At 64.7% G+C, this 20,460-nt stretch carries 16 protein-coding genes; 6 read left to right on the top strand and 10 right to left on the bottom strand.

The window, feature by feature from the left end:
- Positions 1-2: 2 nt before the first annotated feature.
- The 5 genes from DXT59_RS23435 (at position 3) to DXT59_RS23415 (ending at position 6,116) form a co-directional block, all read left to right on the top strand.
- Entirely contained in the window at positions 3-1,235 is a 1,233-nt protein-coding gene (locus DXT59_RS23435; protein WP_116139866.1) for an MFS transporter, read from the top strand.
- Positions 1,228-1,638, top strand: coding sequence for an adenosylmethionine decarboxylase (speD, locus tag DXT59_RS23430; RefSeq protein WP_116139677.1), 411 nt, complete (start codon positions 1,228-1,230; stop codon positions 1,636-1,638). The genes DXT59_RS23435 and speD overlap by 8 nt, the downstream gene beginning before the upstream one ends.
- A gap of 165 nt (positions 1,639-1,803) precedes the next feature.
- Positions 1,804-3,111: a solute carrier family 23 protein gene (locus DXT59_RS23425; protein WP_116139674.1), complete on the top strand. Its 1,308-nt coding sequence runs from the start codon at positions 1,804-1,806 to the stop codon at positions 3,109-3,111.
- A gap of 311 nt (positions 3,112-3,422) precedes the next feature.
- On the top strand, positions 3,423-4,697 hold the full coding sequence (locus DXT59_RS23420) for an EAL domain-containing protein (protein ID WP_116139672.1): 1,275 nt from the start codon (positions 3,423-3,425) through the stop codon (positions 4,695-4,697).
- A 246-nt stretch (positions 4,698-4,943) separates the two neighbouring features.
- Positions 4,944-6,116, top strand: a complete 1,173-nt coding sequence (locus tag DXT59_RS23415; protein ID WP_116139670.1) for a branched-chain amino acid ABC transporter substrate-binding protein — start codon at positions 4,944-4,946, stop codon at positions 6,114-6,116.
- A 69-nt stretch (positions 6,117-6,185) separates the two neighbouring features.
- On the opposite strand, the gene DXT59_RS23410 is transcribed toward DXT59_RS23415, so the two are convergent.
- On the bottom strand, positions 6,186-9,788 hold the full coding sequence (locus DXT59_RS23410) for an indolepyruvate ferredoxin oxidoreductase family protein (RefSeq protein ID WP_116139668.1): 3,603 nt from the start codon (positions 9,786-9,788) through the stop codon (positions 6,186-6,188).
- A gap of 218 nt (positions 9,789-10,006) precedes the next feature.
- Positions 10,007-10,708 (bottom strand): hypothetical protein, encoded by a 702-nt coding sequence (locus tag DXT59_RS23405; protein WP_116139666.1) that lies wholly within the window; start codon positions 10,706-10,708, stop codon positions 10,007-10,009.
- 302 nt (positions 10,709-11,010) lie between these two features.
- On the opposite strand from DXT59_RS23405, the gene DXT59_RS23400 reads away from it, so the two are divergent.
- A complete protein-coding gene (locus DXT59_RS23400; RefSeq protein ID WP_116139664.1) occupies positions 11,011-11,532 on the top strand; it encodes a cupin domain-containing protein in 522 nt (173 codons plus the stop codon).
- A gap of 34 nt (positions 11,533-11,566) precedes the next feature.
- On the opposite strand, the gene DXT59_RS23395 is transcribed toward DXT59_RS23400, so the two are convergent.
- The 8 genes from DXT59_RS23395 to DXT59_RS23360 form a co-directional block, all read right to left on the bottom strand.
- Entirely contained in the window at positions 11,567-12,589 is a 1,023-nt protein-coding gene (locus DXT59_RS23395; RefSeq protein ID WP_116139662.1) for an ion channel, read from the bottom strand.
- Positions 12,590-12,646: 57 nt separating this feature from the next.
- Positions 12,647-12,892, bottom strand: coding sequence for a hypothetical protein (locus DXT59_RS23390; RefSeq protein ID WP_116139660.1), 246 nt, complete (start codon positions 12,890-12,892; stop codon positions 12,647-12,649).
- Positions 12,893-12,947: 55 nt separating this feature from the next.
- Positions 12,948-13,169, bottom strand: a complete 222-nt coding sequence (locus DXT59_RS23385) for a hypothetical protein (RefSeq protein ID WP_116139864.1) — start codon at positions 13,167-13,169, stop codon at positions 12,948-12,950.
- A gap of 122 nt (positions 13,170-13,291) precedes the next feature.
- Entirely contained in the window at positions 13,292-14,251 is a 960-nt protein-coding gene (locus DXT59_RS23380; protein WP_116139658.1) for a carbohydrate kinase family protein, read from the bottom strand.
- Between the two features lie 11 nt (positions 14,252-14,262).
- On the bottom strand, positions 14,263-15,600 hold the full coding sequence (locus DXT59_RS23375) for an AGE family epimerase/isomerase (protein ID WP_240324642.1): 1,338 nt from the start codon (positions 15,598-15,600) through the stop codon (positions 14,263-14,265).
- Positions 15,601-15,662: 62 nt separating this feature from the next.
- On the bottom strand, positions 15,663-16,694 hold the full coding sequence (locus DXT59_RS23370; RefSeq protein ID WP_116139862.1) for a LacI family DNA-binding transcriptional regulator: 1,032 nt from the start codon (positions 16,692-16,694) through the stop codon (positions 15,663-15,665).
- 164 nt (positions 16,695-16,858) lie between these two features.
- Complete coding sequence (locus DXT59_RS23365) at positions 16,859-18,730, bottom strand: EAL domain-containing protein (protein WP_116139654.1); 1,872 nt, start codon at positions 18,728-18,730, stop codon at positions 16,859-16,861.
- 123 nt (positions 18,731-18,853) lie between these two features.
- Positions 18,854-20,122 carry a GGDEF domain-containing protein gene (locus DXT59_RS23360; protein WP_162878214.1) on the bottom strand — a complete coding sequence of 423 codons (1,269 nt, stop codon included), beginning with the start codon at positions 20,120-20,122 and terminating at the stop codon, positions 18,854-18,856.
- Positions 20,123-20,460 lie beyond the last annotated feature (338 nt).

The following is a 20,460-nucleotide window of genomic DNA, read 5'->3' as shown; positions in this document are numbered from 1 at the left end:
CGATGCTCGCCATGCTGCGCAAGGAGCACCGGTTTTCCGTCTTGTTGACAGGCCATTTCCTGTCGCAAGCCGGCGACGGCATTCACGAGTTCGTCTTCATCATCACGGTTCTGCACGTCACGCACGCGAACGTGGCCGCGTCGGGGGCGATCTATTTCTTTCGATTCATCCCCTATGTGGTTCTAGGACCTCTCGGCGGGGCATTATCGGACCGCTGGCCGCGTCGATCGCTCATGGTCTTCGCCGATCTCGCGCGGATGGCCATAACGTTAGGGTTGTGCTGGCTACTGTCGGCCGGGCGCTTGGGGCCTGTCTCGCTCGCGCTCATCGGCATGGCGATGACCGCGCTCCGTACGGTATTCCAACCCGCGTTTCAAGGGGCGATCCCGTCGCTCGTGCGCGCCGAGCATTTGCCGGCGGCCAACGCGGCCACGCAAACCGTGGTCGAAGCAGGCGGATTTCTCGGACCGGCGCTCGGCGGCACGTTGCTTTACGTCGTGGCCGGTCCCGGCAACATCCTCGTCATCGATGCGGCGACGTATCTGATATCCGCGTTCTGTATCCGGCATGCGATCGATGCGCCGCCAAACAGTGGAGCCGCCGTTTCGGCAGGCGGTATGGGCTCGATCGCGTTGCGCGCGTTGTATCGCGACTTCGCGGCTAACCTCAGGGCGGCGCTGACTCGGCGCGATCTGTTCGTGACGATCGGTTACTCCGCGCTTTGCATTTTGTTCGTCGGCGCTGCGCTCCGAGTGCTCATTCCGACGATGCTCAAAGCCGAGGGTTTCGCGGATAGCGTGATCGGCTATGCGATGAGCTTTCTCGCGCTCGGCGCGGTGGCCGGCGCGTTCCTCTGCGGTGCGCTCTCGCGCGATTTCAGCACGTCGAGCTTGATGAACTATTGGCGCTGCTACGGGTTCGTGCTGGCGCTTTTGCCGCTATGCGCCGTGAGCGCCGTTGCAACGCTCGCGGGATGCTTCGCACTCGGCGCGATCGGCGCGTTCGTCGACGTTGTCTTGCCGACGAACATCCAGCGCCTCTCCACGCAAGAGAACGTCGGCAAAAACTTCAGCCTCTTTTCGACGCTCGCCAATACCGGCGAAGCGATGTCGGGCGCGTTCGCCGGCGCGCTTTCGGTCGTCGCGCCCGTTGGCATCGGCATCTCGGTGATCGGCGTCATCGTCGTCGCGGTGGGCTACCTCGGATCAGCGAATACGGCGGTCAAGCATGGATGACCTCGAATCGGTCCATCTCGCGTATGGGCGTCATGTGCTCGTCGACATTGCCGATACGAGGGCAGATGTGCTGAACGACGCCAGCGCGCTGGTTCGCGCCTTGACGCGGGCTGCGCGCGCCGAGGGCACGACGGTGCTGGGCACGATCCAGCACGCGTTCGAGCCAATGGGTGTAACGGTATTGCTGCTGCTGTCGGAGTCGCATGTGTCGCTGCATACCTATCCACGCGAAGGCCGCGCGTTCTTCGACGCATTCACATGCGGGGTGCGGTGCGAGCCCATGAACATCTTCCGGCGATTCGCCGACGAAAGCGAGATTGGCCGCTATCGCGTCATCCGGTGCGAACGGGGCGAATGGGGCGCGCCGTACCGCGACGGTAGGGCCATTGGGTATGACCCTTAGTCCCATGCGTCCGTTTATCCGGACTTCGGCCGCGGTGCGCCTCTCTCTAGTGTTGGACAGGCTTGTCACCGCTTATTGCCCTCCTTAAACTCGCGCGTGATTCCAATGCGCCGCCCGAATGAGGCGGTGCGATATTTCCACCCCGCGAGAAGGAGCCCAACCAGCATGGCCGAATCCTACTTTCCGCGCTGGCGCGTCGCGCCGCGCGCCGCCGAGGGACGCGTCGTCGCGCCCGACGAGCGCTTGCCGTGGCCGCAGACGTTCGCCATGGGCGTGCAGCACGTCGTCGCGATGTTCGGTTCGACCGTGCTTGCTCCGCTGCTCATGGGTTTCGATCCGAACCTGTGCATCTTGATGTCCGGCATCGGCACGCTGCTGTTCTTCGTCCTGGTGGGCGGGCGCGTACCGAGCTATCTCGGCTCAAGCTTCTCGTTCATCGGGCTCGTGATCGCCGTGACCGGCTATGCGGGACATGGCGTCAACGCGAACATCCCGGTCGCGCTCGGGGGCATCGTCGCGTGCGGCGTCGTCTACGCCGTCATCGGTCTCATCGTGGCCGCAGTCGGCACGAAATGGATCGAGGCGCTCATGCCGCCGGCCGTCACCGGTTCGATCGTCGCCGTCATCGGCCTAAACCTCGCGCCGATCGCGGTCAAAAGCGTGAGCGGTTCGACCTTCGACTCGTGGATGGCGGTCGTCACGGTGCTGTGCGTCGGCATCGTCGCGGTGTTCGCGCGCGGGATGATGCAGCGCCTGCTGATTCTGGTCGGCCTCGTCATCGCCTACGCGATCTACGCCGTCGCCAGCAACGGCATGGGCCTCGGCAAGCCGATCGATTTTTCGATCGTCGCCAATGCCGCCTGGTTCGGTCTGCCGCGTTTTTCGGCGCCGGTGTTCGATCCGCACGCCATGTTGTTGCTGGCTCCCGTGTCCGTGATTCTCGTCGCCGAAAACCTCGGGCACATCAAAGCCGTCAGCGCGATGACGGGGCAAAACCTCGATCGGTATATCGGCCGGGCGTTCGTCGGCGACGGTCTCGCCACGATCGTTTCGGGTTTTGCGGGCGGCACCGGCGTGACGACCTACGCCGAGAACATCGGCGTGATGGCGGTGACCAAAATCTATTCGACCCTGGTGTTCGTGGTCGCTGCCGTCATTGCGCTCGTGCTCGGGTTCTCCCCCAAGTTCGGAGCACTGATTCAAACGATCCCGGGCCCTGTTCTGGGCGGCGTATCGATCGTCGTCTTCGGTCTGATCGCCGTGACGGGCGCGCGCATTTGGGTTGTCAACAAAGTCGACTTCTCCGACAACCGCAATCTGATCGTCGCGGCAGTCACGCTCGTGATCGGTGCGGGCAATTTCTCGTTGCAGATCGGCGGCTTCGCGCTTGGCGGCATCGGCACCGCCACCTTCGGCGCGATCATCCTCTATGCCCTGCTGCGGCGCGAACTCGCGCGCGGTCCCGTGCTCTGATGCTCGCGCGCCGCGGGCACCGTGCGGTGCGATGCACCGCGCTGGTGCGCGCTGCCCTGCGTGGCGGCGCGCCCGCCCCGCGGTGTCCGAACGAACGGTCCGGCCTGGCGCACCATCGCCCGCTCAGCCGCTTGGATACTGGGATCGCGCCCAAGCATGGAGCTTGCTTTAGTGACGGCTGCCACTACTCTGATAAAGAAAACGAGGGAGCCGTCGATCATGCCTTTTGCCTTTCGCACTTGGAGCCGCTTCAGCAGTCGTTTGGATAGAGACGTTCGCGACGTTCTCAACGGTTGTACCGGGAGGTCGCCATGGTGACCCCCGTTCGCGAGGAGTCCGTCGCCGGGCTGGCCCTCGAATCGGACGTGACATCGGGCCAGCAGCGCTACGCGCTGCGCCATCGCGACCTCACGCTCACGAGTGTCTTTCAGCCTATTTTCAGTTTGTCGCACCTGCGGGCCGTGGGCTACGAAGGTTTGCTGCGCGCGCACGATATCTTCGATCGGCCGGTGCCGCCGCTCGACGTATTCGGCGATGCCGCCCGGCAAGGCGAGTTGCACTATGTCGATCGCCTCGCGCAGTCCCTGCACTTGGAGAACTTCAAGTCGCTCAAAGCCGAGCGCGAGTGGCTGTTCCTGAACGTCCATTCCGGCGCATTGGCGGACTCGTATCACGCGGCGGCATTTCGGGCGCATCTCGAGCGCTTGAACTTGTCGCCGCGGCGCATCGTGATCGAGTTGCAGGCCGTGCGCGCCGAAGAGTTCGATAAGCTGGCCGAGGAGGCGCGGCTCTTTCGGGAGCAAGGCTTTTTGATCGCGCTCGACGATTTCGGCGCGGGCGATTCGAACCTCGAGCGCATTTGGCAGCTCGATCCCGATATCGTCAAAGTCGATCGCATGATGCTGTCGCAAGCGGCGCATCGCACGCAGGCGGCCGCGATTCTGCCCGGGTTCGTATCGATGCTGCACGAAGCGGGCAAGCTCGTGCTCGTCGAAGGCGTCGAGACGGAGTACGAGGCGCAGCTCGCGTTTTCGTGCGACACCGATTTCGTCCAGGGCTTTTACTTCGGACGTCCGAGTCCCGGCCCGGCGGATAGCGCGTATGCGGGCGACCGGATCGCGGCCCTCGCGCAGCGGCACCGCGATGAGAGCGCGGCGCGCGAGCGGGGACGCGCAAATCGGCTCGCGCCGTACCTGCATGCGTTCGGGCGGGCGGGTGAGCGCCTCGCGCAAGGCGAGCCGCTCGAGGAGGTCTGTTGGAATTTCCTCGCCCTCGATCATGCGGCGCGCTGCTTCTTGCTCGACGAGAACGGGCGGCAAGCGGGCCGCAACGTCGTCTTGCGCGCCGACAGGGCGGGCCATGAAGCGCGCTTTGCACCGGTGGCCGACGCGCAAGGGGCCAACTGGATGCGCCGGCCGTATTTCAACGCGGCCATCGAGGCACCCGATCGCATTCATGCCACGAAGCCGTACCTGTCGATCAACGAAGCGCTACCTTGCGTGACGCTGTCGATGGCCGTGCGGATCGGCGAACGCCTTTGCGTGCTCTGCGGCGATATCGACTGGCTCGACGACTCCGTGCGCTGAACGCGTTCCTGGTTTTCCGACCGCCGCCGCGCTCGCGCGAACGGCGGCTTGATCTGTCCGTTGCGCCGCCTATCATCTGGGTAGGCGCGACCGGCGCAATCGTCTTTCGGTGCCTGCGGCGCGCGTATTGCTACCGGCTATGGCTTGGGTAGCTGCGATACGCGCGCCGCGACCACATCTTCATATTCGCTGCAACGCTGGCCGAGTGCGCGCTCTCATTTATAAGAAGCAAAAGGAGCTCAGAACATGAAGGTTCGGCATCCGCCGCTGGCGGCGGTCATTCTTGCCGTATCGACGGCGGTCGTACCGGGCGCGGCGCACGCTCAAACGCAAGACACCATCAAGATCGGGGTGCCCGTGCCGCTGTCGGGCAGCTATTCCCGAGCCGGCAAGGACATCTTGAACGGCGCTCAACTCGCGGCTGACGATATCAATGCGAAAGGCGGCGTGCTCGGCAAGAAGATCGAACTCGTGAGCGAAGACGATAAATGCGATGCCGATGCCGCCGCCACGGCCGCGCAGGCGCTCGTTCAGAAGGGCGTCGTGGCGGTGGCGGGCGGCTACTGTTCGAGCGCCGCGCTACCCGAGTTGCGGGTGTTCCACGGAGCGGGTCTGGCCTTCGTGATGGATGCCTCGACCAATCCGGAACTCACCGAGAAAGGCTGGAGCGAGGCGTTCAGAACGATCGGCAGGGACGACGAGCAAGGCCCGTTCGCGGCGAAGTTCATGAAGGAGGTCTTGCATGCCAAGTCCGTGGCCGTCGTCAACGACAACACCACCTACTCGAAGGGTTTGGCCGAGAATACCGTTCAGGCGTTGAAGAAGGAAGGCCTCGAAGTGGTTTATGACGACGCGGTGACGCCGGGCCAAATGGATTACGCCGAGGTCGCGAAGAACGTCGGCGCGCTCAAACCCGACGTCGTCTACTACACGGGCTATTACCCCGAGGCCGCGCTGATCGCGCGAGACGTACGGCAATTGAAATTGCCCGTCAAATACATGATGGGCGGCGACGGGACGACGGACCTCACGTTGATCCGGTCGGCCGGCGCGGCAGCCAAGGGCATGATTTGCACGACGGCGCCGCTGCCTCAATTCTTGACGAGCGCGAAAGCGCGGCGCTTCATTGCCGATTACAAGAAGGCCTTCGGCTCGGATCCCGGACCCTACTCGATCTACGAATACGACGCGGTGGCGGTGACGGCCAAGGCGATCGCCGCGGCGGGCTCGACCAAGCGCGCGGACATCGTCGCGGCCTTGCACAAGGTGTCGGATTTCAAGGGCGCGACGGGGGATATCGCGTTCAACGAGAAGGGCGACCGCAGCAAGGCAGTGTATATGGCGGTGATCGCCGAGGGTGACAACTTCAAGGCTTATCGCCAACTCGACGCCAACGGAAACTGGGTCGCGCCGAAATAGTTCGCGGCAAGTTGCGTGGGTCGCGCCATACCGGCACGACCCGTACTCGATGGCGAGCCCCTGACCCGCTTACTTCGCGAGGACCACGGGAATGCCTCGCAGTGAACCGGCGCCTTTCATTTCGTCGAGCGCTTGCTGCACGGCTGCGCTCGTGCTCGCTTCCAAGCCCAGGCGAGCGGCCAACTCGCGCTCGGCGCGTTTGACGCTTGCGAGATTGCGTAGTTTGACGTGCCCGTAGCCGCGAACCTTCTCGTGCAGGGCCGCGAGCGCGGCGACGTCGCCGGCATTGACGGCATCGAGCATGGCGAAGGCGCGCCGCATCGTCGTCTCGTAGTCGTTCGCGAGGGCGCGCTCCATGCGGCGCTCGACGGTGCGGCCAAACGGATCGAGCGCCGTGCCGCGCAGGCGGCGCCATTTCGCAAGCTGGCCGAGGACCGGCCACATCCACGTGCCGAACGTCTTCTTGCTCGGGACTTGCCCCGGTTTGGCTTTCGAAAGCGAGGGCGGAGCGAGGTTGAACTTCACGGCGAAGTCCTTCCCGGCCGTACCTTCGAACTGCGCCTCCAATGCCGCGCGCAAGGTGCCGTCCGTATGCAGCCGCGCCACCTCGTATTCGTCCTTGACGGCCAGTAACCGATAGAAGGTCGTCGCCACGGCGCGCGCGATACGGGCGCCGGGCACGCGGTGCTCCGCCTCGCGCGCCGCGGTGACGAGCGCGCGATAGCGCTCGACATAGCTTGAACCGCCGTATGCCGCGAGGCGCTTCTCGCGATCGGCAATCAACGCGTCGAGATCGAGGGCGGCGTCCGCGCGCTCGCCCGCGGCTTGCGGGGCGCGCGCGGCATGGCGCTCGGCCCACAACGCTTCGAGCGCCTCCGGGGCGCCGGCCGCGAGACGCCCCACGGCGAAGGCCAGCTTGTTCATCGGTACGGCCACGTTGTTCAGTTCGATCGCGCGCATGAGCGCTGCGTGCGAAACGGGTACGAGGCCGAGTTGCCAAGCGAAACCGAGCATGAGAATGTTGGCGCCGATAGTGTCGCCGAGGAACTTGGCGGCCAGCGCTTGCGCGTCGCAACTCGACATACGTTCGGCGCCCGCGGCATGGCGCATCTTGTCGACGAGCGCATCGGCGTGCAGGTCGGCGTCGGGGTTGCCGACGAACGAGGCATTCGGAATGGGATGCGTGTTGACGACGATGCGCGTGCGCCCATGGCGTACGGTTTGCAGCGCATCGGCGCTCGCGCCGACGACCATGTCGCATGCGAGCAGAACGTCGGCTTGCTGCGTGTCGATACGCACTTGGTTGAGCCACTCGTCGCGCGCGGCGAACCGCACGAAGGAGAGCACCGAGCCGCCCTTTTGCGCGAAGCCCATGAAGTCGAGCACCGAGGCGCTCTTGCCTTCCAGATGCGCGGCCATGCTGATCAAGGCGCCCACCGTGACCACGCCCGTGCCGCCCACGCCCGTGACTAGGATGTCGTACGGGGCGGCGTCCAGGCCCGTTTGCGGCAGCGGCAAGGCCCCGACGCGCGCATCGAGCGCGGCTTCGTCGAAGGCCGCGCCGGCCGCCTTCTTCAGCTTGCCGCCTTCGATCGTGACGAAGCTCGGGCAAAAGCCGTTGACGCAGGAGAAGTCCTTGTTGCACGACGATTGGTCGATGCGGCGCTTGCGTCCGAGTGCCGTTTCGATCGGCTCCACGGAGAGGCAGTTCGATTGCACGCCGCAATCGCCGCAGCCTTCGCAGACTTCCTCGTTGATGAAAAGATGCTTGTCGGGATCGGGGAATTCGCCTTTCTTGCGGCGGCGGCGTTTCTCGGCGGCGCAGGTCTGATCGTAAATGAGCACCGTCACGCCCGGCGTTTCGCGCAACTCGCGCTGCACCGCGTCGAGTTCGCGCCGGTGATGGAACGTCGTGCCGGCCGGGAACAGCCCATGATGGCCGTCGTACTTCTCCGGTTCGTCCGAGACGACGACGAAGCGCGAGACGCCTTCGGCTTCGACCTGCCTCGCGATTTGCGGCACGGAGATGCTGCCGTCGACAGGTTGGCCGCCTGTCATCGCAACGGCATCGTTATAAAGGATCTTGTAGGTGATGTTCGTTTTTGCGGCTACGGCTTGGCGGATCGCGAGGATGCCCGAGTGGAAGTAGGTGCCGTCGCCGAGGTTTTGGAAAACGTGCTTCGTCTTCGTAAACATCGAATGCGATGCCCAGTCCACGCCTTCGCCGCCCATTTGAATGAGGCCCGTCGTGTCCCGCTCCATCCAAGACGCCATGAAGTGGCAGCCGATGCCGGCGTGCGCGATCGAGCCTTCGGGCACCTTCGTGGAAGTGTTGTGCGGGCAGCCCGAGCAGAAGTAGGGCGTGCGGCGCACGCTGTCGGCCGCGTTCGAGAGAATCTTCGGGGCGACGAGATCGACGACGCGCTCGCGCCGGTCGAGCGTGCTCTTGTGCCGCGCGAGCCAATCGGCGAACACGGGCAAGACGCGCGAGGGGCGCAGCTCGCCGAGCGCGGACAGGAGCGGGGCGCCTTGCGCATCGTGCTTGCCGATCACGGCCGGGCGCGCTTGTGCGGAGCGGTTATACAAATGGTCCTTGATCTGCTGCTCGATCACGGGGCCCTTTTCCTCGATGACGAGCACCTCTTTGAGGCCGTCGACGAAGGTATCGAGGCGCGTCGTCTCGAGCGGGAACGAGAGCCCGACCTTATAGATGCGGATGCCGGCCGCGTCGAGATCGGCGACGGTGAGGTCGAGCCGCCGCAACGCTTCCATCAGATCGAGGTGGGCCTTGCCGCACGTGACGATGCCGACGTCGGCTTGCGGGCTGGGCGCAATCCATTTATCGATGCTGTTGGTACGCGCGAAGGCGCGCACGGCGTCGAGCTTGGCCGCGAGCCGAGCTTCGATCGTGAGGCTCGGCAGATCGGGCCAGCGGTTGTGCAGGCCACCGGCCGGCGGCGTGAAATCGGCCGGGGCGGGCCAGTGCGTCGTCAGTGCGTCGAGATCGACGGTGGATCCCGATTCCACCGTCTCCGAGATTGCCTTGAAACCGACCCAAGCGCCCGAAAAGCGCGAGAGCGCGTAGCCGTAGGCGCCGAACTCGAGCATATCGGCGATATGCGACGGGTTCACGATCGGCATATGCCAGGCCATCATCGCGAAATCGCTTTGATGGGGCATCGACGAGGACACGCAACCGTGGTCGTCGCCGGCTACGACGAGGACGCCGCCATGGGGCGACGAGCCATAGGCGTTGCCGTGTTTAAGGGCATCGCCGGCTCGATCGACGCCCGGGCCTTTGCCGTACCACATGGCGAAGACGCCATCGACGGTCCTTTCCGGATCGGATTCGACGCGCTGCGTGCCGAGCACGGCGGTTCCGCCGAGTTCCTCGTTGATCGCCGGGAGAAAGCGCACGTCGGCCGCGTCGAGCAGCTTTTTCGCTTTCCACATTTGTTGATCGACCATGCCGAGCGGTGAACCGCGGTATCCGCTGACGAAGCCGGCCGTGTTCAGCCCTTGGTCCCGATCGAGCTGGCGTTGCGTGAGCAAGATGCGCACGAGCGCTTGCGTGCCCGTGAGAAAAATGCGGCCGCGCGTGGCGCTGAGGTTGTCGGTGAGCTTGTACTCGGATAGAGCGGGCGTGCCGTCGATCGGCAGGCGGGCGGTCATGGTCGTGTCTCCTTCATCCCTTTTGTGCCCCGTGCGCTATCGACGGCGGGCCGATAACGAAATGACGCGGGTTTGGCTCGGGGCTGCGAAGGATCTATTCTTTCGCGGCAAAAGGGGAGGATTTTTGCTATCTCGCCTGCGCGGGCGCTTTGATGAGGTGATTTGTGCGCGGAAGGGCGGGGATTGGAGGGAAACGTTTCGGGGGGCGGGGGAGATCCTTAGCGAACCGGTGCCGAGGATATTCGATCCATACGCATTGCAAAGCTAGCTTCGGCGAATTTCCAATCACTCCATGTTGTATGCACTCTAGTGAGGTTGACCAGCCACGCTTCCACGGGCCCGTGAATCCAGGACACTAGTTTGAGGCCGTCCTCATAGACAGTTCCGACGTCCGGTGACAGCCAAAGGACCGGTTCGTGGTGGAACGCCCGGTTACGCATGTCTCGGAGCGTGTTCACCAAGGCCGCAACGGTCTTTCGCTGCCGTTGTAGTTTGGGGCAATTGGGAAATGCCTTGCGAAGCGGCGACCACAGCGTGTGTTGGAATTCGACGTTGAACAGCGTCGCCCAAAAGCCGAACGTTAGTTCTGCGACGACCTTGTCAGGCGTGGTCGGCTCTCGGCGGCGCAGCAGCTTCGAGTAGGCTGCCTGAATGCGATCGACTTGTCCTCGATAGGCTCGGTTCCCGGCCCAGGTCTCCCACCAATCGATGCGTCCGAAGTAAGCGCCGAGTTGCTTGTGCATCGAATTTCTCAGCGCAATTTCGACTGTCGAAAAAAAGGGTGTCAAAGACTCGCTGATGCGTAGGTTGTGGAGATACGCAGTCATGGCTTGCACCTCGTTACCGTGATACCTGGACTTATAGCGGCCTACACGGGCCTGCGAAAACACGGTCTCGAAATCATTCCAGTTCATACTCATTGTCGCCGCGTGGGTAGCTCGCCGAAGGAATCCGATCTTATCGGTCGATAACCGCATCGAGCGCTTTGGCGCGTGTTTTTCAGCTATACTGCCCCCGCAGCCCTACCTGTCCCTCTCCCGGACCGCCGTGCCGGTGTATGGAAGTAGGTCAGTTTGTGGCCCGGCTTTCGCGGGCCACGCATATCTCGAAAAGGACGCCGCTCAGTCGCGCGCGTCCTTTTCTTTTTGTGTCCTAAGCTTCGCTCTTGCCTGCCGATCCAATTCCTGCGAACAATGGCGGCAATTTACCGCGGAGGATCCGAATGGAACGCCCAAGCTTCATCCGGCACTGGACCGAACTCGAGGGCGAGGACAACGCCCATTACAGGAACGACACCGAATTGATGGCGATCGGCGCGCCGCTCGCGGCCAAGCTCGGCCTCACGCGGATCGGTATTCACCACGTTCGGCTGCCGCCGGGACGGCGCACCTCGTATCCTCACGCCGAAAGCGCGGAAGAAGAGTTCGTCTTCGTGCTCGAAGGTGCGCCCGACGCTTGGATCGACGGGCACCTGCACCGCCTGGCCCCCGGCGACGCCGTCGGCTTCCCCGCCGGGACGGGGATCTGCCATACGTTCATCAACAATACGGACACGGAGGTGCGGCTCATCGTCGTGGGCGAGCCCCCAAAAGCCGAAAACCGCATTCGTTACCCGCGCAACGAGGCCCACGAGGCGACGCGGCCCGATCGCTGGGTCGATTGGCCGCAGCGCGAGCTAGGCTCGCACGACGGCTTGCCCGATCTCGTGCGGCGGGCGCGCTCGGCGCGCAGCGACGGGGAGTAGCCGCAGCCGCCGCGCGCGGGGAAGGCTAGCCCGGCTAACCCAGATCGCTCGACGCGCCGCCGCGTTCGTCGAGCGGTTGCAGCGTGTCGAACTTCGAATAGTCGATGTGCGTCACGCCCTCGTCATCGTCGCGCAGCAGATCGGCGAACCGATGCCGCCAGCGGATGTCTTCATGTCCCCACGTGTGGCGCCCGTACATGGTTTGCGTCGTCCATTCGTCCGCACCCTCGATCATCAGCATCAGCGACGCTTCGCAGGCGGCGAGGCTTTCGGGCGTTTCGCCGAATAGCGGGCTCGATTCGTCGATCACGTGCATGAGGTTCCAGCCGAGCATGAAGATCGGGTGCTGCTCGCGCACGAGCTTCAAATCGATGATGCGCCATAGTGCGTAGCCTTCGGGCTTCGTCTCGTGGCGCATGAGCCGCAGTCGCGCTTTGGCTTCGACGATGACGTTTTGCCGCGCATTGGCAGCGCGCAGCATCAGCGTCGGCCGGCCGTCGAGCGGACATACCACGGCGTTGCGCGAGAAGATGATGCGCGCCCGCGGCCGCGAGAAGCGCACGAAGATTAGCCCCGTCGCCAACGCGATGCTCGACATGCCGGTAAAGATCTCGAGCGAGGCGACCGCATGCGCGTAGACGGTCTGCGGATGCATGTCCCCGTAGCCGACCGTAGCCAGCGTTTCAACGCTGAAAAAGAACGCGCCGAGAAAGCCCTCGGGCGATTGATTCGCAATGGATCCATGACCCAGCGAATACAGCGCGGCAAAGAAACCGTTCAGCAAGACGAAGAAGGCGGCCAGGGAGGCGAAGAACGTCGGCCAACGCGCCGTCAGCGCACGATGGTAAAGATCGAGCCGGGTGCGATCGGGCATCCCATGCGTGACGATCGTGCCCGAGCCCGTGCGCAGCAAACGCCCGCCCTTGCCCCCGGGCGCGCGGCGCTTCGGGGCAAGCCGCCGATGCGGCGAACGGGGGACGCGCGGAGCCGCGTCGCTCGTCGCGGCGGCGTCGTCTAGATCCGGCAGGTCGGAAAATGGAGGCGTCTTGGTCTGCATGGGGGCGGCGCATCGTCATGAACGGCGCAGCGTAGCACGCACCGACGCGACACGCAGCTACGGGAACGCTTTGGGCTTCGGCACGCCCGCGCCGCGCTCCAAGTCGGCCACGGCTTGCCGATGCGCACGCTCCACCGCCTCGGCGGCGTCCGCGTAACCGGTATCGCCGCCTACGGTGGTCCAGCGTTGTACGGCCTTGTCCTGCTGGCGTATCTCATACTCGGCATCCCAGCGCGAACCTTCGAGTTCGATTGGCCGCACATGGATCGAATAGACGCCGTAGACGAATTGCTCTTCGGCCATCTTGAACCTCCCTCGGAGAGCGTTGTTCCGAATGGGCTTGGAGGGCGCCGTCAGGCTATAGCTCGATTTCGCCGAGGATCTGGTGTGCGAGCGCTTTCGCTTCCTCCAAGGCTTCCGTCACGGTGGCACTGACGCCTTTGACTTCGTAGACCATCGTTTCGGGCTCGGTTGCATCGTCGCGCGCAAGCTGGACGACGCCCTGAAACCGGCCGTCGTCGAGCGCTTGCACGCCGGGCTTGGCCGTATAGATCCCTTTGGTGTAAGTGACCTCTTCCATGTTGCCGCTCCCGTTCGGACGCATGATTTCATGCTAGCACGCCGTTGGCTCGCAAGCGGCGGCCATTCGCGCCCCCGGGCGATTTGGCGCACCAAGGGACACTCACGGAGCATGAACCGCGTCTATGGCAACAGTGCGACGACCTCGTCGAGCGTCGGCGAATGGGCACCCGCGTGACGGCAAGCCGCCGCGCCCGCCGCCAGCGCGAACGTCAAATGGTCGCGCCAGGCACGTTCGGGCCGCTGCATGAGGCTAAAGAGCAGGCCGCCGATCGACGCGTCTCCCGCGCCCACGGTATCGACGACCTCGATCCGCGGCGGCATCGCCGCAATCGTCTCGCCGGGCGCGATCAACGTGGCGGGCCCCGCGCCGCGCGTCACGAGCACCGTGGCGTCGCGGTTCATGGCGCGCAATTGCTCGAGCGCCGTGTCTTCGTCGGTACCGAACAGGCACCGCAGATCCTCGTCCGATACCTTGATCAAATGCGCGAGCGCGGCCATCGTTTCGAGCATCGGCCGGTAGCCGTTTTGCATCAAATTGCGGTAATTCGGATCGAAGCTGATCCGCACGCCTTGGGCGCGCAAATCGGCCGCCAAAGTGGCGAGCGTCGAGCTGAGCGGGGCGCGGGCGAGACTGATACCGCCGAAATGCGCCCAACGCGCGGCGCCCATCCAGCCCTCGGGCAGCGATTCGGGATCGAAGGCCAGATCGGCGCTCGCGTTGCCGATGAAAAAGTAGGCGGGTGGATGCGTTTCGTGAACGATCGCCAGCAAGGGTGCGCGGTCCACGCGCTGCAAGAACCGCAGGTCCAAACCCGCGGCTTCGCTCGCGCGCCATAGCTCGTCGGAAAAACAATCGGTGCCGATGGAGCCGGCAAAGGCGGTGGGCAAGCCCAAGCGCGCCACGGCGCGCGCGACGTTCCAGCCGGCGCCGCCGGGATGCGCGATCCAGTGAGCGCCATCCGTGCGCACGAGATCGGTCAAGATGTCGCCGGCGCTGACGAATTGCGGAAAGGCTACTTGCGCCGTGCGCGCGGCGCCGCCGGCGGCTAAGTCCTGGGGCAATGGGGTTCTTGTTTGCATAGGTGATCCGTTCAAGCGCGGTGCGGGAGATGGCCGCCGTTGCCGTTCGCTCGCGTGCCGTTGCCGTTGCCCGCGGTGCCGGCCGCCGGTGGCGCCGCCGAAGCCTTGGCCGAGTCCCCGGCGCCGGGCGATGCGCTCGCGTCCCCGTTTCGCTCGGTCAGCGCGTTGAGCACTTCGTAACAGGCGCCCATCGTGTGATAGTCGGTCTTGCCGGCGGGGCTCTTCTCGTCGCTGTACTTGCGATTGTCGCAGGTGAGGATCCGGTACCAGGCGCCGTAGCGATGATCGACGAAATGGGTCCAGCTATAGCTCCAGATCTCGTCGTACCAGTCCCAGAAACGTTCGCTGCCGGTACGGTGACCGAGCAGCGCGGCCGTGGCCAGCGTTTCCGCCTGCACCCAAAAGTATTTGTCGTGGTCGCAGATCTTGCCGTCCGGGCCGAAGCCGTAGCAAAGGCCGCCGTGTTCGTCGTCCCAGGCGTGCGTGAGCGCCGCGTCGAACAGTTCGACGGCGCGCGGCAACAGCCACGGCAGCGGCCGATGCCGCTCCAAGATCAAGAGCAGCTTGGCCCACTCCGTTTGATGGCCCGGCTGGAAGCCCCACGGACGGAAGATGTTCGAGCTGTCTTCCTCGTTGTAGTGCCAATCGACGGACCAGTCGGCGTGGAAGTGCTCCCAGACGAGCCCGTGCGAGAGTTTCGCCTGACGCTCGGTGATATTGGTCGCCACGCGCTCGGCGCGGTCGAGGTAGACGAGATGCCCAGTCGCCTCGTAGGCGGCGAGCAGCGCCTCCGTCGTATGCATGTTTGCGTTCTGCCCGCGATAGGTCGAGACATGCCAGTCGGGCGTCGCTTCATCGGCATACAGGCCCGCGGCGGGATCCCAGAAACGGCGCTCCATGAGCTCGAACGTTTCGGCGATCTGCAGCCGCGCCTCTTCGATCCCCGCCATTGCCGCATGCGCCTGGGCGAGCAGAACGAACGCCAGGCCGTAGCAATGGCGCGTGCCGTCGGTCGTGCGCTTCTCGCCGCCCCGCCATTCGATCTCCCAGTCGTACCCGCGATGCTCCGGATCCCAATGGCCGTCGCGCAGGAACGCGAGCCCATGGCGGGCGTACTCCAGGTATTGGGGATCGCGGAAGTGGCGATACGCCATCGCATAGTTGAAGACGAAACGGCAACTGCTGACGAGGTGGCGCGAGGTGCGGTTATAGACGCTGCCGTCGTCCTTGAAGTAGTGGAAGAAACCGCCCGACGGATCGTGCACCGTGGGCGCGTAGAAGGCCAACGTATCGGCCACGTGCTCGAGCAGGAACGCGCGATCGCGGAAGTCGTCGACAGGCGGCACCATCGCATTCGTGTGAACGGTGCCGGGAGCCGGTTTGGCGCTTCGAGAGGCGTTGGGGAGCTTCGTCATGATGTGGTTTCCGATTCAATACTGGCCGTGCCGAGCGAGTCATGGGCGCCCGCGGTGCTGGCGCGCACGACGAGCCGAACGGGCAGGCGCACCGTCAATTCTCCGGGCGTGTCGTCGAGCAGCATTTGAACCCCGCGCGCGCCCAGTGCCTCTTTATCGATCGCGATCGTCGTGAGCGCCGGAGTGGCATGCGAGGCGGCGGGGATGTCGTCGAAGCCGACGAAAGCGATGTCCTCGGGCACGCGCAAGCCGCGTGCGAGCGCGACGCGCATGGCGGCCAGCGCCGCGACGTCGTTATAGGCGAATACGGCATTGGGCATGTGCTCGGGCCCCTGTGCGTCGAGCAGCCGCTGCATCGCGAGCGCCGCGCCGTCGTCTGGCGGCAAATGCGCATCGATCGACGTCTCGAGCGAGGGATCGAACAGCAGGCCCGCCTCGAAAAAGGCGCGCCGGTAGCCGAGCGCGCGCTGCGCGATGCTGTAGTGCGCGAGCGACCCGCCGATGAACGCGACGCGCCGGCGGCCCAGCGCGAAAAGGTGCCGCATCGCGAGCGCCGCTCCCTCGGCATTGTCTAGGTTGACCGAGCGCATGTTCGGCGCCCACAGATCGATGAGCACGAGCGGGCGTTGCATCGCGGCGACGGCGGCGAGCGTTTCCGGCTCGACGAAGCCCGCCACCGCGATCGCATCGGGGGCATGCAGTCGCAATTGCTCCGTGACGTCCTCGGTGGGGCCCGCCGTGAGCAGCGACGGCACAATGCCGTGCGCGCGGCAAGCGTCCTCGACGCCGTGCAGGACGTGCGAGAAGAACGGACTCGCGCCGAAGTTGTTGTGCTGGCGGTGCAGCAAGAACGTAAGGCGGCGAATGCGCGGACGCAATTGCGCCGCGTCATAGCCGAGCCGTTGCGCCGTTTCCACGACCCGCAGCCGCGTGGCTTCGGACAATCCCGGCTGATTTTTCAGCGCGCGCGACACCGTGCCGATCGACACGTTCGCCGCTCGGGCAATGTCTCGAATCGTGGTCGCCATCGTCGCTCGCATTCAAGGGAAAGAATGCGGCCAATTGTATAGTAAAAATGGCACACGACCGCTCGAGCAACGCCTAGGAATTCACCTTAAGCGTTGAAGCGGCAAGGGATGCCGAACGAATATATGTTTAGTAAAAAATACTAAACGCGTTTTCCATCCCCGCGTCAGCCGAGCAGGCTTACCGGCTGCAGCCTGGCCGCGCCGGTGGCCTCGTGCAGATGTAGCTGCGCCGCACCCTCGTCGAGGTCGATCACGAAAAAGCCGCTCGGCTGTTGTTTGGCGCGATGTTTGGCGAGCGCGGCCACCGACGCGATTTCCTCGCTGCCGTAATGCACCGCGTTGCGCGCGTGAGGCGTCACGCGCACGCAGCCGATCGCCATCGTGACGAAGCCGAAGAAGGTCGGGTTGCCGCGCCGGTCCTCGCCGTGGATCCCGCCCGCGGCGCGATCGTCGTCGGCATAAAAGCGCAGTGCGCCCGTATTGAAGTCGTGCACCGCCCGCGCCGCGCGCTCGGCCCAATCGTCGCTCTGAAAGAGGACGAGGAAGTCGTCGCCGCCCACGTGGCCCAGGAAGTCGCGTGTGGGATCGCAGACGTCGGCGAGCACGGCGGCCGCGAATTTGAGTACTTCGTCGCCTTGCCAGTAGCCGTAGCGATCGTTGAACGGTTTGAAGTGGTTCAGATCGACATAGCAGGCATAGAACTCGGCGCGATGTTCGACGAGCCGTGCGATATGCGAGCTGATCGGAATATTGCCGGGCAAGAAGGTGAGCGGATTCGCGTAGCGAGCCGCCTCGATACGCACCTCGGTGACGGCGCGCACGAGCGATTCGCCCGTGCCGAGGCCCACGTAGCGATCTTCGTCGGTGATGACGAAGCCGTCGGCCAGGTAGCGCTGGTCGTCGCTCGCGAGCAATTTGGCCATTTGCTCGACGGTCATCGATTTTTCGATGACGACGGGCGAGGCGTTGGCGAACAGCATGCAAGGGCGCTTGCCGAACAGCTCTCGGTGATAGGGCAGCGCGTAGCGGTCCATGAAACTGCGCCGGTTGATCAGCGCGACGGGGCGCTCGTTCTCCACCACGGCAACCGCGTGCAGGGCCGGCAGACGATTGAACAGTTCGAGCACGTCGTTGTTGGTCGCGCTCATCGGCAGGGCCGGCGCGGTCACGATCATCTTCGCGGCCGCCATGCCGCCCGAGGGGGACGCGGCCACCGGCGTGCGCGTCGCGCCGGGGAAGACGGCGATATGACCCGCGCCGAGCGCCTCGCGCGCCCCTTGCGCGAATTCGCGCGGCGCCTGCGCGGCGGGGCGGCCGATAAAGAAGCCCTGGCCCAGCGCGATGCCCATGTCGCGCACGACGATCAGATCGGCCGCGTTCTCGATGCCCTCGGCGACGAGCCGCGCGCCGCTCGAGCCGGCGAAATGCTGCATGGCGCGCACGGCCTCGAACTTGAGCGGATCGTTCGCGATGTCGTGGATGAAAAAACGGTCGATTTTGACGACGTCGGGCTGCAAGCGCACCCACAAGTTCATGCTTGCGTTGGCCGTACCGTAATCGTCGAGCGCGAATTGGACGCCCGTCTCGCGCAACGCGTGAACGGCGGGCACAAAGGTCGCCACGTCGGCGATCGCGCATTGCTCGGTCAACTCCAGCACGATCCGATCGACGCCGAGCCCGCGCCGCTGCAGCCAGGCGAGCGTCCGCTCGCGGGTCCGCACGAGCGCGACCAGCGCTTCCGCGCTGAAATTCAAGAAGAGTTTGCCCTCGCACCCGAGGCCCGCGAACGCGTCGATGCATCGACGGGCGGCCGCATGCTCGAGCGCCACCGATAAACCCTCGCTAGCGGCGCGAGCGAACAGGGCGCCGGGCGATTCGAGCCCCGAACCGGCGGGGCCGCGGATAAGCCCCTCGTAGCCCAGGATGGTGCCGCCGTCGAAATCGACGATCGGCTGGAAAACGGCATCGAGCGTGCGCCGGGCGATCAACTGGGCAACGGACGGCTGGCCGGGTTGCGATGAGTGACTCAAAGACATGACGGGACAACGAGCCGAAATGGTTGGACATTCGGCTTATCGACCGCGATGCTTGAGAATTGAATGAATTTTCGGTGAAGCGATGCACCGGCATGGTGCGTTCGCGGCCCGGCGGCCGTGTCCTCAATCGGCCACCGGCTCGCGGCCGGGCTTGGCCAACGAATCGTTGGCCGCATCGGTCCGCGCGTGCTCGCGTACGCGCTCGGCCATGCCCATGGTCTGCCCGTCCTGACGCGGCGTCAGCGCGTCCAGCGGACGCTGGGCGATGACCACGCGATTGCGGCCGCTGCCTTTTGCGTCGAGCAGCGCGGTGTCGGCGCGCCGGATCACGCGTTCGATCGCTTCGCCGCGCACATGCTGCGCGACCCCCACGCTGATCGTCAACGCCACCTCGAACTGACGCCAGTCTTCGATCCGGCGCCGCAAGCGTTCGGCGACGCGAGCAGCATCTTGCTCATCGGTGCCGGGCAACAGCACGACGAACTCCTCCCCGCCGAAGCGCCCCGCAACGTCGCTCGGCCTCATGCTGTGCTGGATGTGCTGCGCGATCAACTGCAATGCGCGATCACCGGCGTCGTGCCCGAAACGGTCGTTGACGGCCTTGAAATGGTCGGCGTCGATATAGAGCACCGAAAATGGCTGTGAGACGCGTTCGGCCCGCAGCAAGATACGGCGCCCGAGTTCGAACACGCGGCGGCGGCGCGGGAGTTGCGTGAGTTCGTCGATGTCGGCGAACGCGCGCAGTTGACGCTCCAGCCGGAAGCTCTTTTTCTGCGAACGCAGCGCGAACAGGTTCGTGACGAGGCTCGTGGAGATGGCGATGAACATCGAAAGCACGACGCCGAATTGTTCGACCGCGGCCGGCCGGCCGATGGCCACGAGCGTGAGCGGGCCCGCCAACGCGAGCGCTGCCGCGGCCGGGAAATCCCATCCGCGCAGCAGCACCGGACTAAACGTGAGCGGAATCAAGACGAAGGCCGGCAGCACGATGAGCAGGCCGTCGCCCCATTGCAGCGCGTGCAGGACGATGCCGGCTTCGAGCGAAGCGATAAAGGCGAGTGCCGCCAGGCTCGCGCGCAATCCGCTGCCCTTGCTCCAGGCGACGACGAGCGAGAGCGTCATCGGCAGCGCCGGCAGGGCGCTTGCGAGCGCGGCTGGGGCCATGCGCTGCTTGTCGAGCCAGGCGTCGCCGGCGACGAGCACGATGTAGCCGACGAGCGCCGTGGCGAGTTGCGCACACAGGAACGACCAGAGGCGATGCGCGGCATAGTCTTCGAACGAGTGCGTGTCTTCGGGCGCCTCGATGGTCTTGGCGCGCCGTCCCCGGATGCGCCGCATGCGGCGCGACACGCCCTCCTGGCGAACATCGTTTGGTCTATCCTCGCTGTTCATTATTGTCTCGCTTGGACGTGCTATTTCGGCATTCACGGAAAAAGCTCGTGGCACCCCGTTTGGTCGCGCCATTCTAATAGCGCTAAAAGCCCAGTGGGTTGATTTTAAGAAGATTTATGAGTGATGGACGGACGCCTGCGGGCTGTTGGCGTTTTTTGCCGCGTCGAACCAGGGTGGGACGGATGTCGAGGAGTGTGTCGGACCGTTTTTGCGAACCGCGGGCATGCGCTATTTTCGGCCATTTATTGCATGCAAACGTTTGCGCTTTTCCTTTCGGATTTCTAGATCGGAAAATGCCCGGTCGGTAATTGATTTTCTATGCTCGTCGCAAAGTTTTC

The sequence above is a fragment of the Trinickia diaoshuihuensis genome, assembly GCF_003390925.1.
Taxonomy (GTDB): Bacteria; Pseudomonadota; Gammaproteobacteria; order Burkholderiales; family Burkholderiaceae; genus Trinickia; species Trinickia diaoshuihuensis.
Note: the sequence above shows the minus strand (reverse complement) of the source record. Positions and strands in the feature narration are given on the sequence as shown.

What these genes read in the sequence shown, in the direction of transcription:
- DXT59_RS23400 (WP_116139664.1), top strand. Translation starts at nt 11,011, where the DNA reads ATGGAACGCCCAAGCTTCATCCGGCACTGGACCGAACTCGAGGGCGAG.
- DXT59_RS23405 (WP_116139666.1), bottom strand. Translation starts at nt 10,708, where the DNA reads ATGAGTATGAACTGGAATGATTTCGAGACCGTGTTTTCGCAGGCCCGT.
- DXT59_RS23415 (WP_116139670.1), top strand. Translation starts at nt 4,944, where the DNA reads ATGAAGGTTCGGCATCCGCCGCTGGCGGCGGTCATTCTTGCCGTATCG.
- DXT59_RS23385 (WP_116139864.1), bottom strand. Translation starts at nt 13,169, where the DNA reads ATGGAAGAGGTCACTTACACCAAAGGGATCTATACGGCCAAGCCCGGC.
- DXT59_RS23365 (WP_116139654.1), bottom strand. Translation starts at nt 18,730, where the DNA reads ATGTCTTTGAGTCACTCATCGCAACCCGGCCAGCCGTCCGTTGCCCAG.
- DXT59_RS23425 (WP_116139674.1), top strand. Translation starts at nt 1,804, where the DNA reads ATGGCCGAATCCTACTTTCCGCGCTGGCGCGTCGCGCCGCGCGCCGCC.
- DXT59_RS23370 (WP_116139862.1), bottom strand. Translation starts at nt 16,694, where the DNA reads ATGGCGACCACGATTCGAGACATTGCCCGAGCGGCGAACGTGTCGATC.
- DXT59_RS23375 (WP_240324642.1), bottom strand. Translation starts at nt 15,600, where the DNA reads ATGGTGCCGCCTGTCGACGACTTCCGCGATCGCGCGTTCCTGCTCGAG.
- DXT59_RS23435 (WP_116139866.1), top strand. Translation starts at nt 3, where the DNA reads ATGCTCGCCATGCTGCGCAAGGAGCACCGGTTTTCCGTCTTGTTGACA.
- DXT59_RS23360 (WP_162878214.1), bottom strand. Translation starts at nt 20,122, where the DNA reads ATGAACAGCGAGGATAGACCAAACGATGTTCGCCAGGAGGGCGTGTCG.
- speD (WP_116139677.1), top strand. Translation starts at nt 1,228, where the DNA reads ATGGATGACCTCGAATCGGTCCATCTCGCGTATGGGCGTCATGTGCTC.
- DXT59_RS23420 (WP_116139672.1), top strand. Translation starts at nt 3,423, where the DNA reads ATGGTGACCCCCGTTCGCGAGGAGTCCGTCGCCGGGCTGGCCCTCGAA.
- DXT59_RS23410 (WP_116139668.1), bottom strand. Translation starts at nt 9,788, where the DNA reads ATGACCGCCCGCCTGCCGATCGACGGCACGCCCGCTCTATCCGAGTAC.
- DXT59_RS23390 (WP_116139660.1), bottom strand. Translation starts at nt 12,892, where the DNA reads ATGGCCGAAGAGCAATTCGTCTACGGCGTCTATTCGATCCATGTGCGG.
- DXT59_RS23395 (WP_116139662.1), bottom strand. Translation starts at nt 12,589, where the DNA reads ATGCAGACCAAGACGCCTCCATTTTCCGACCTGCCGGATCTAGACGAC.
- DXT59_RS23380 (WP_116139658.1), bottom strand. Translation starts at nt 14,251, where the DNA reads ATGCAAACAAGAACCCCATTGCCCCAGGACTTAGCCGCCGGCGGCGCC.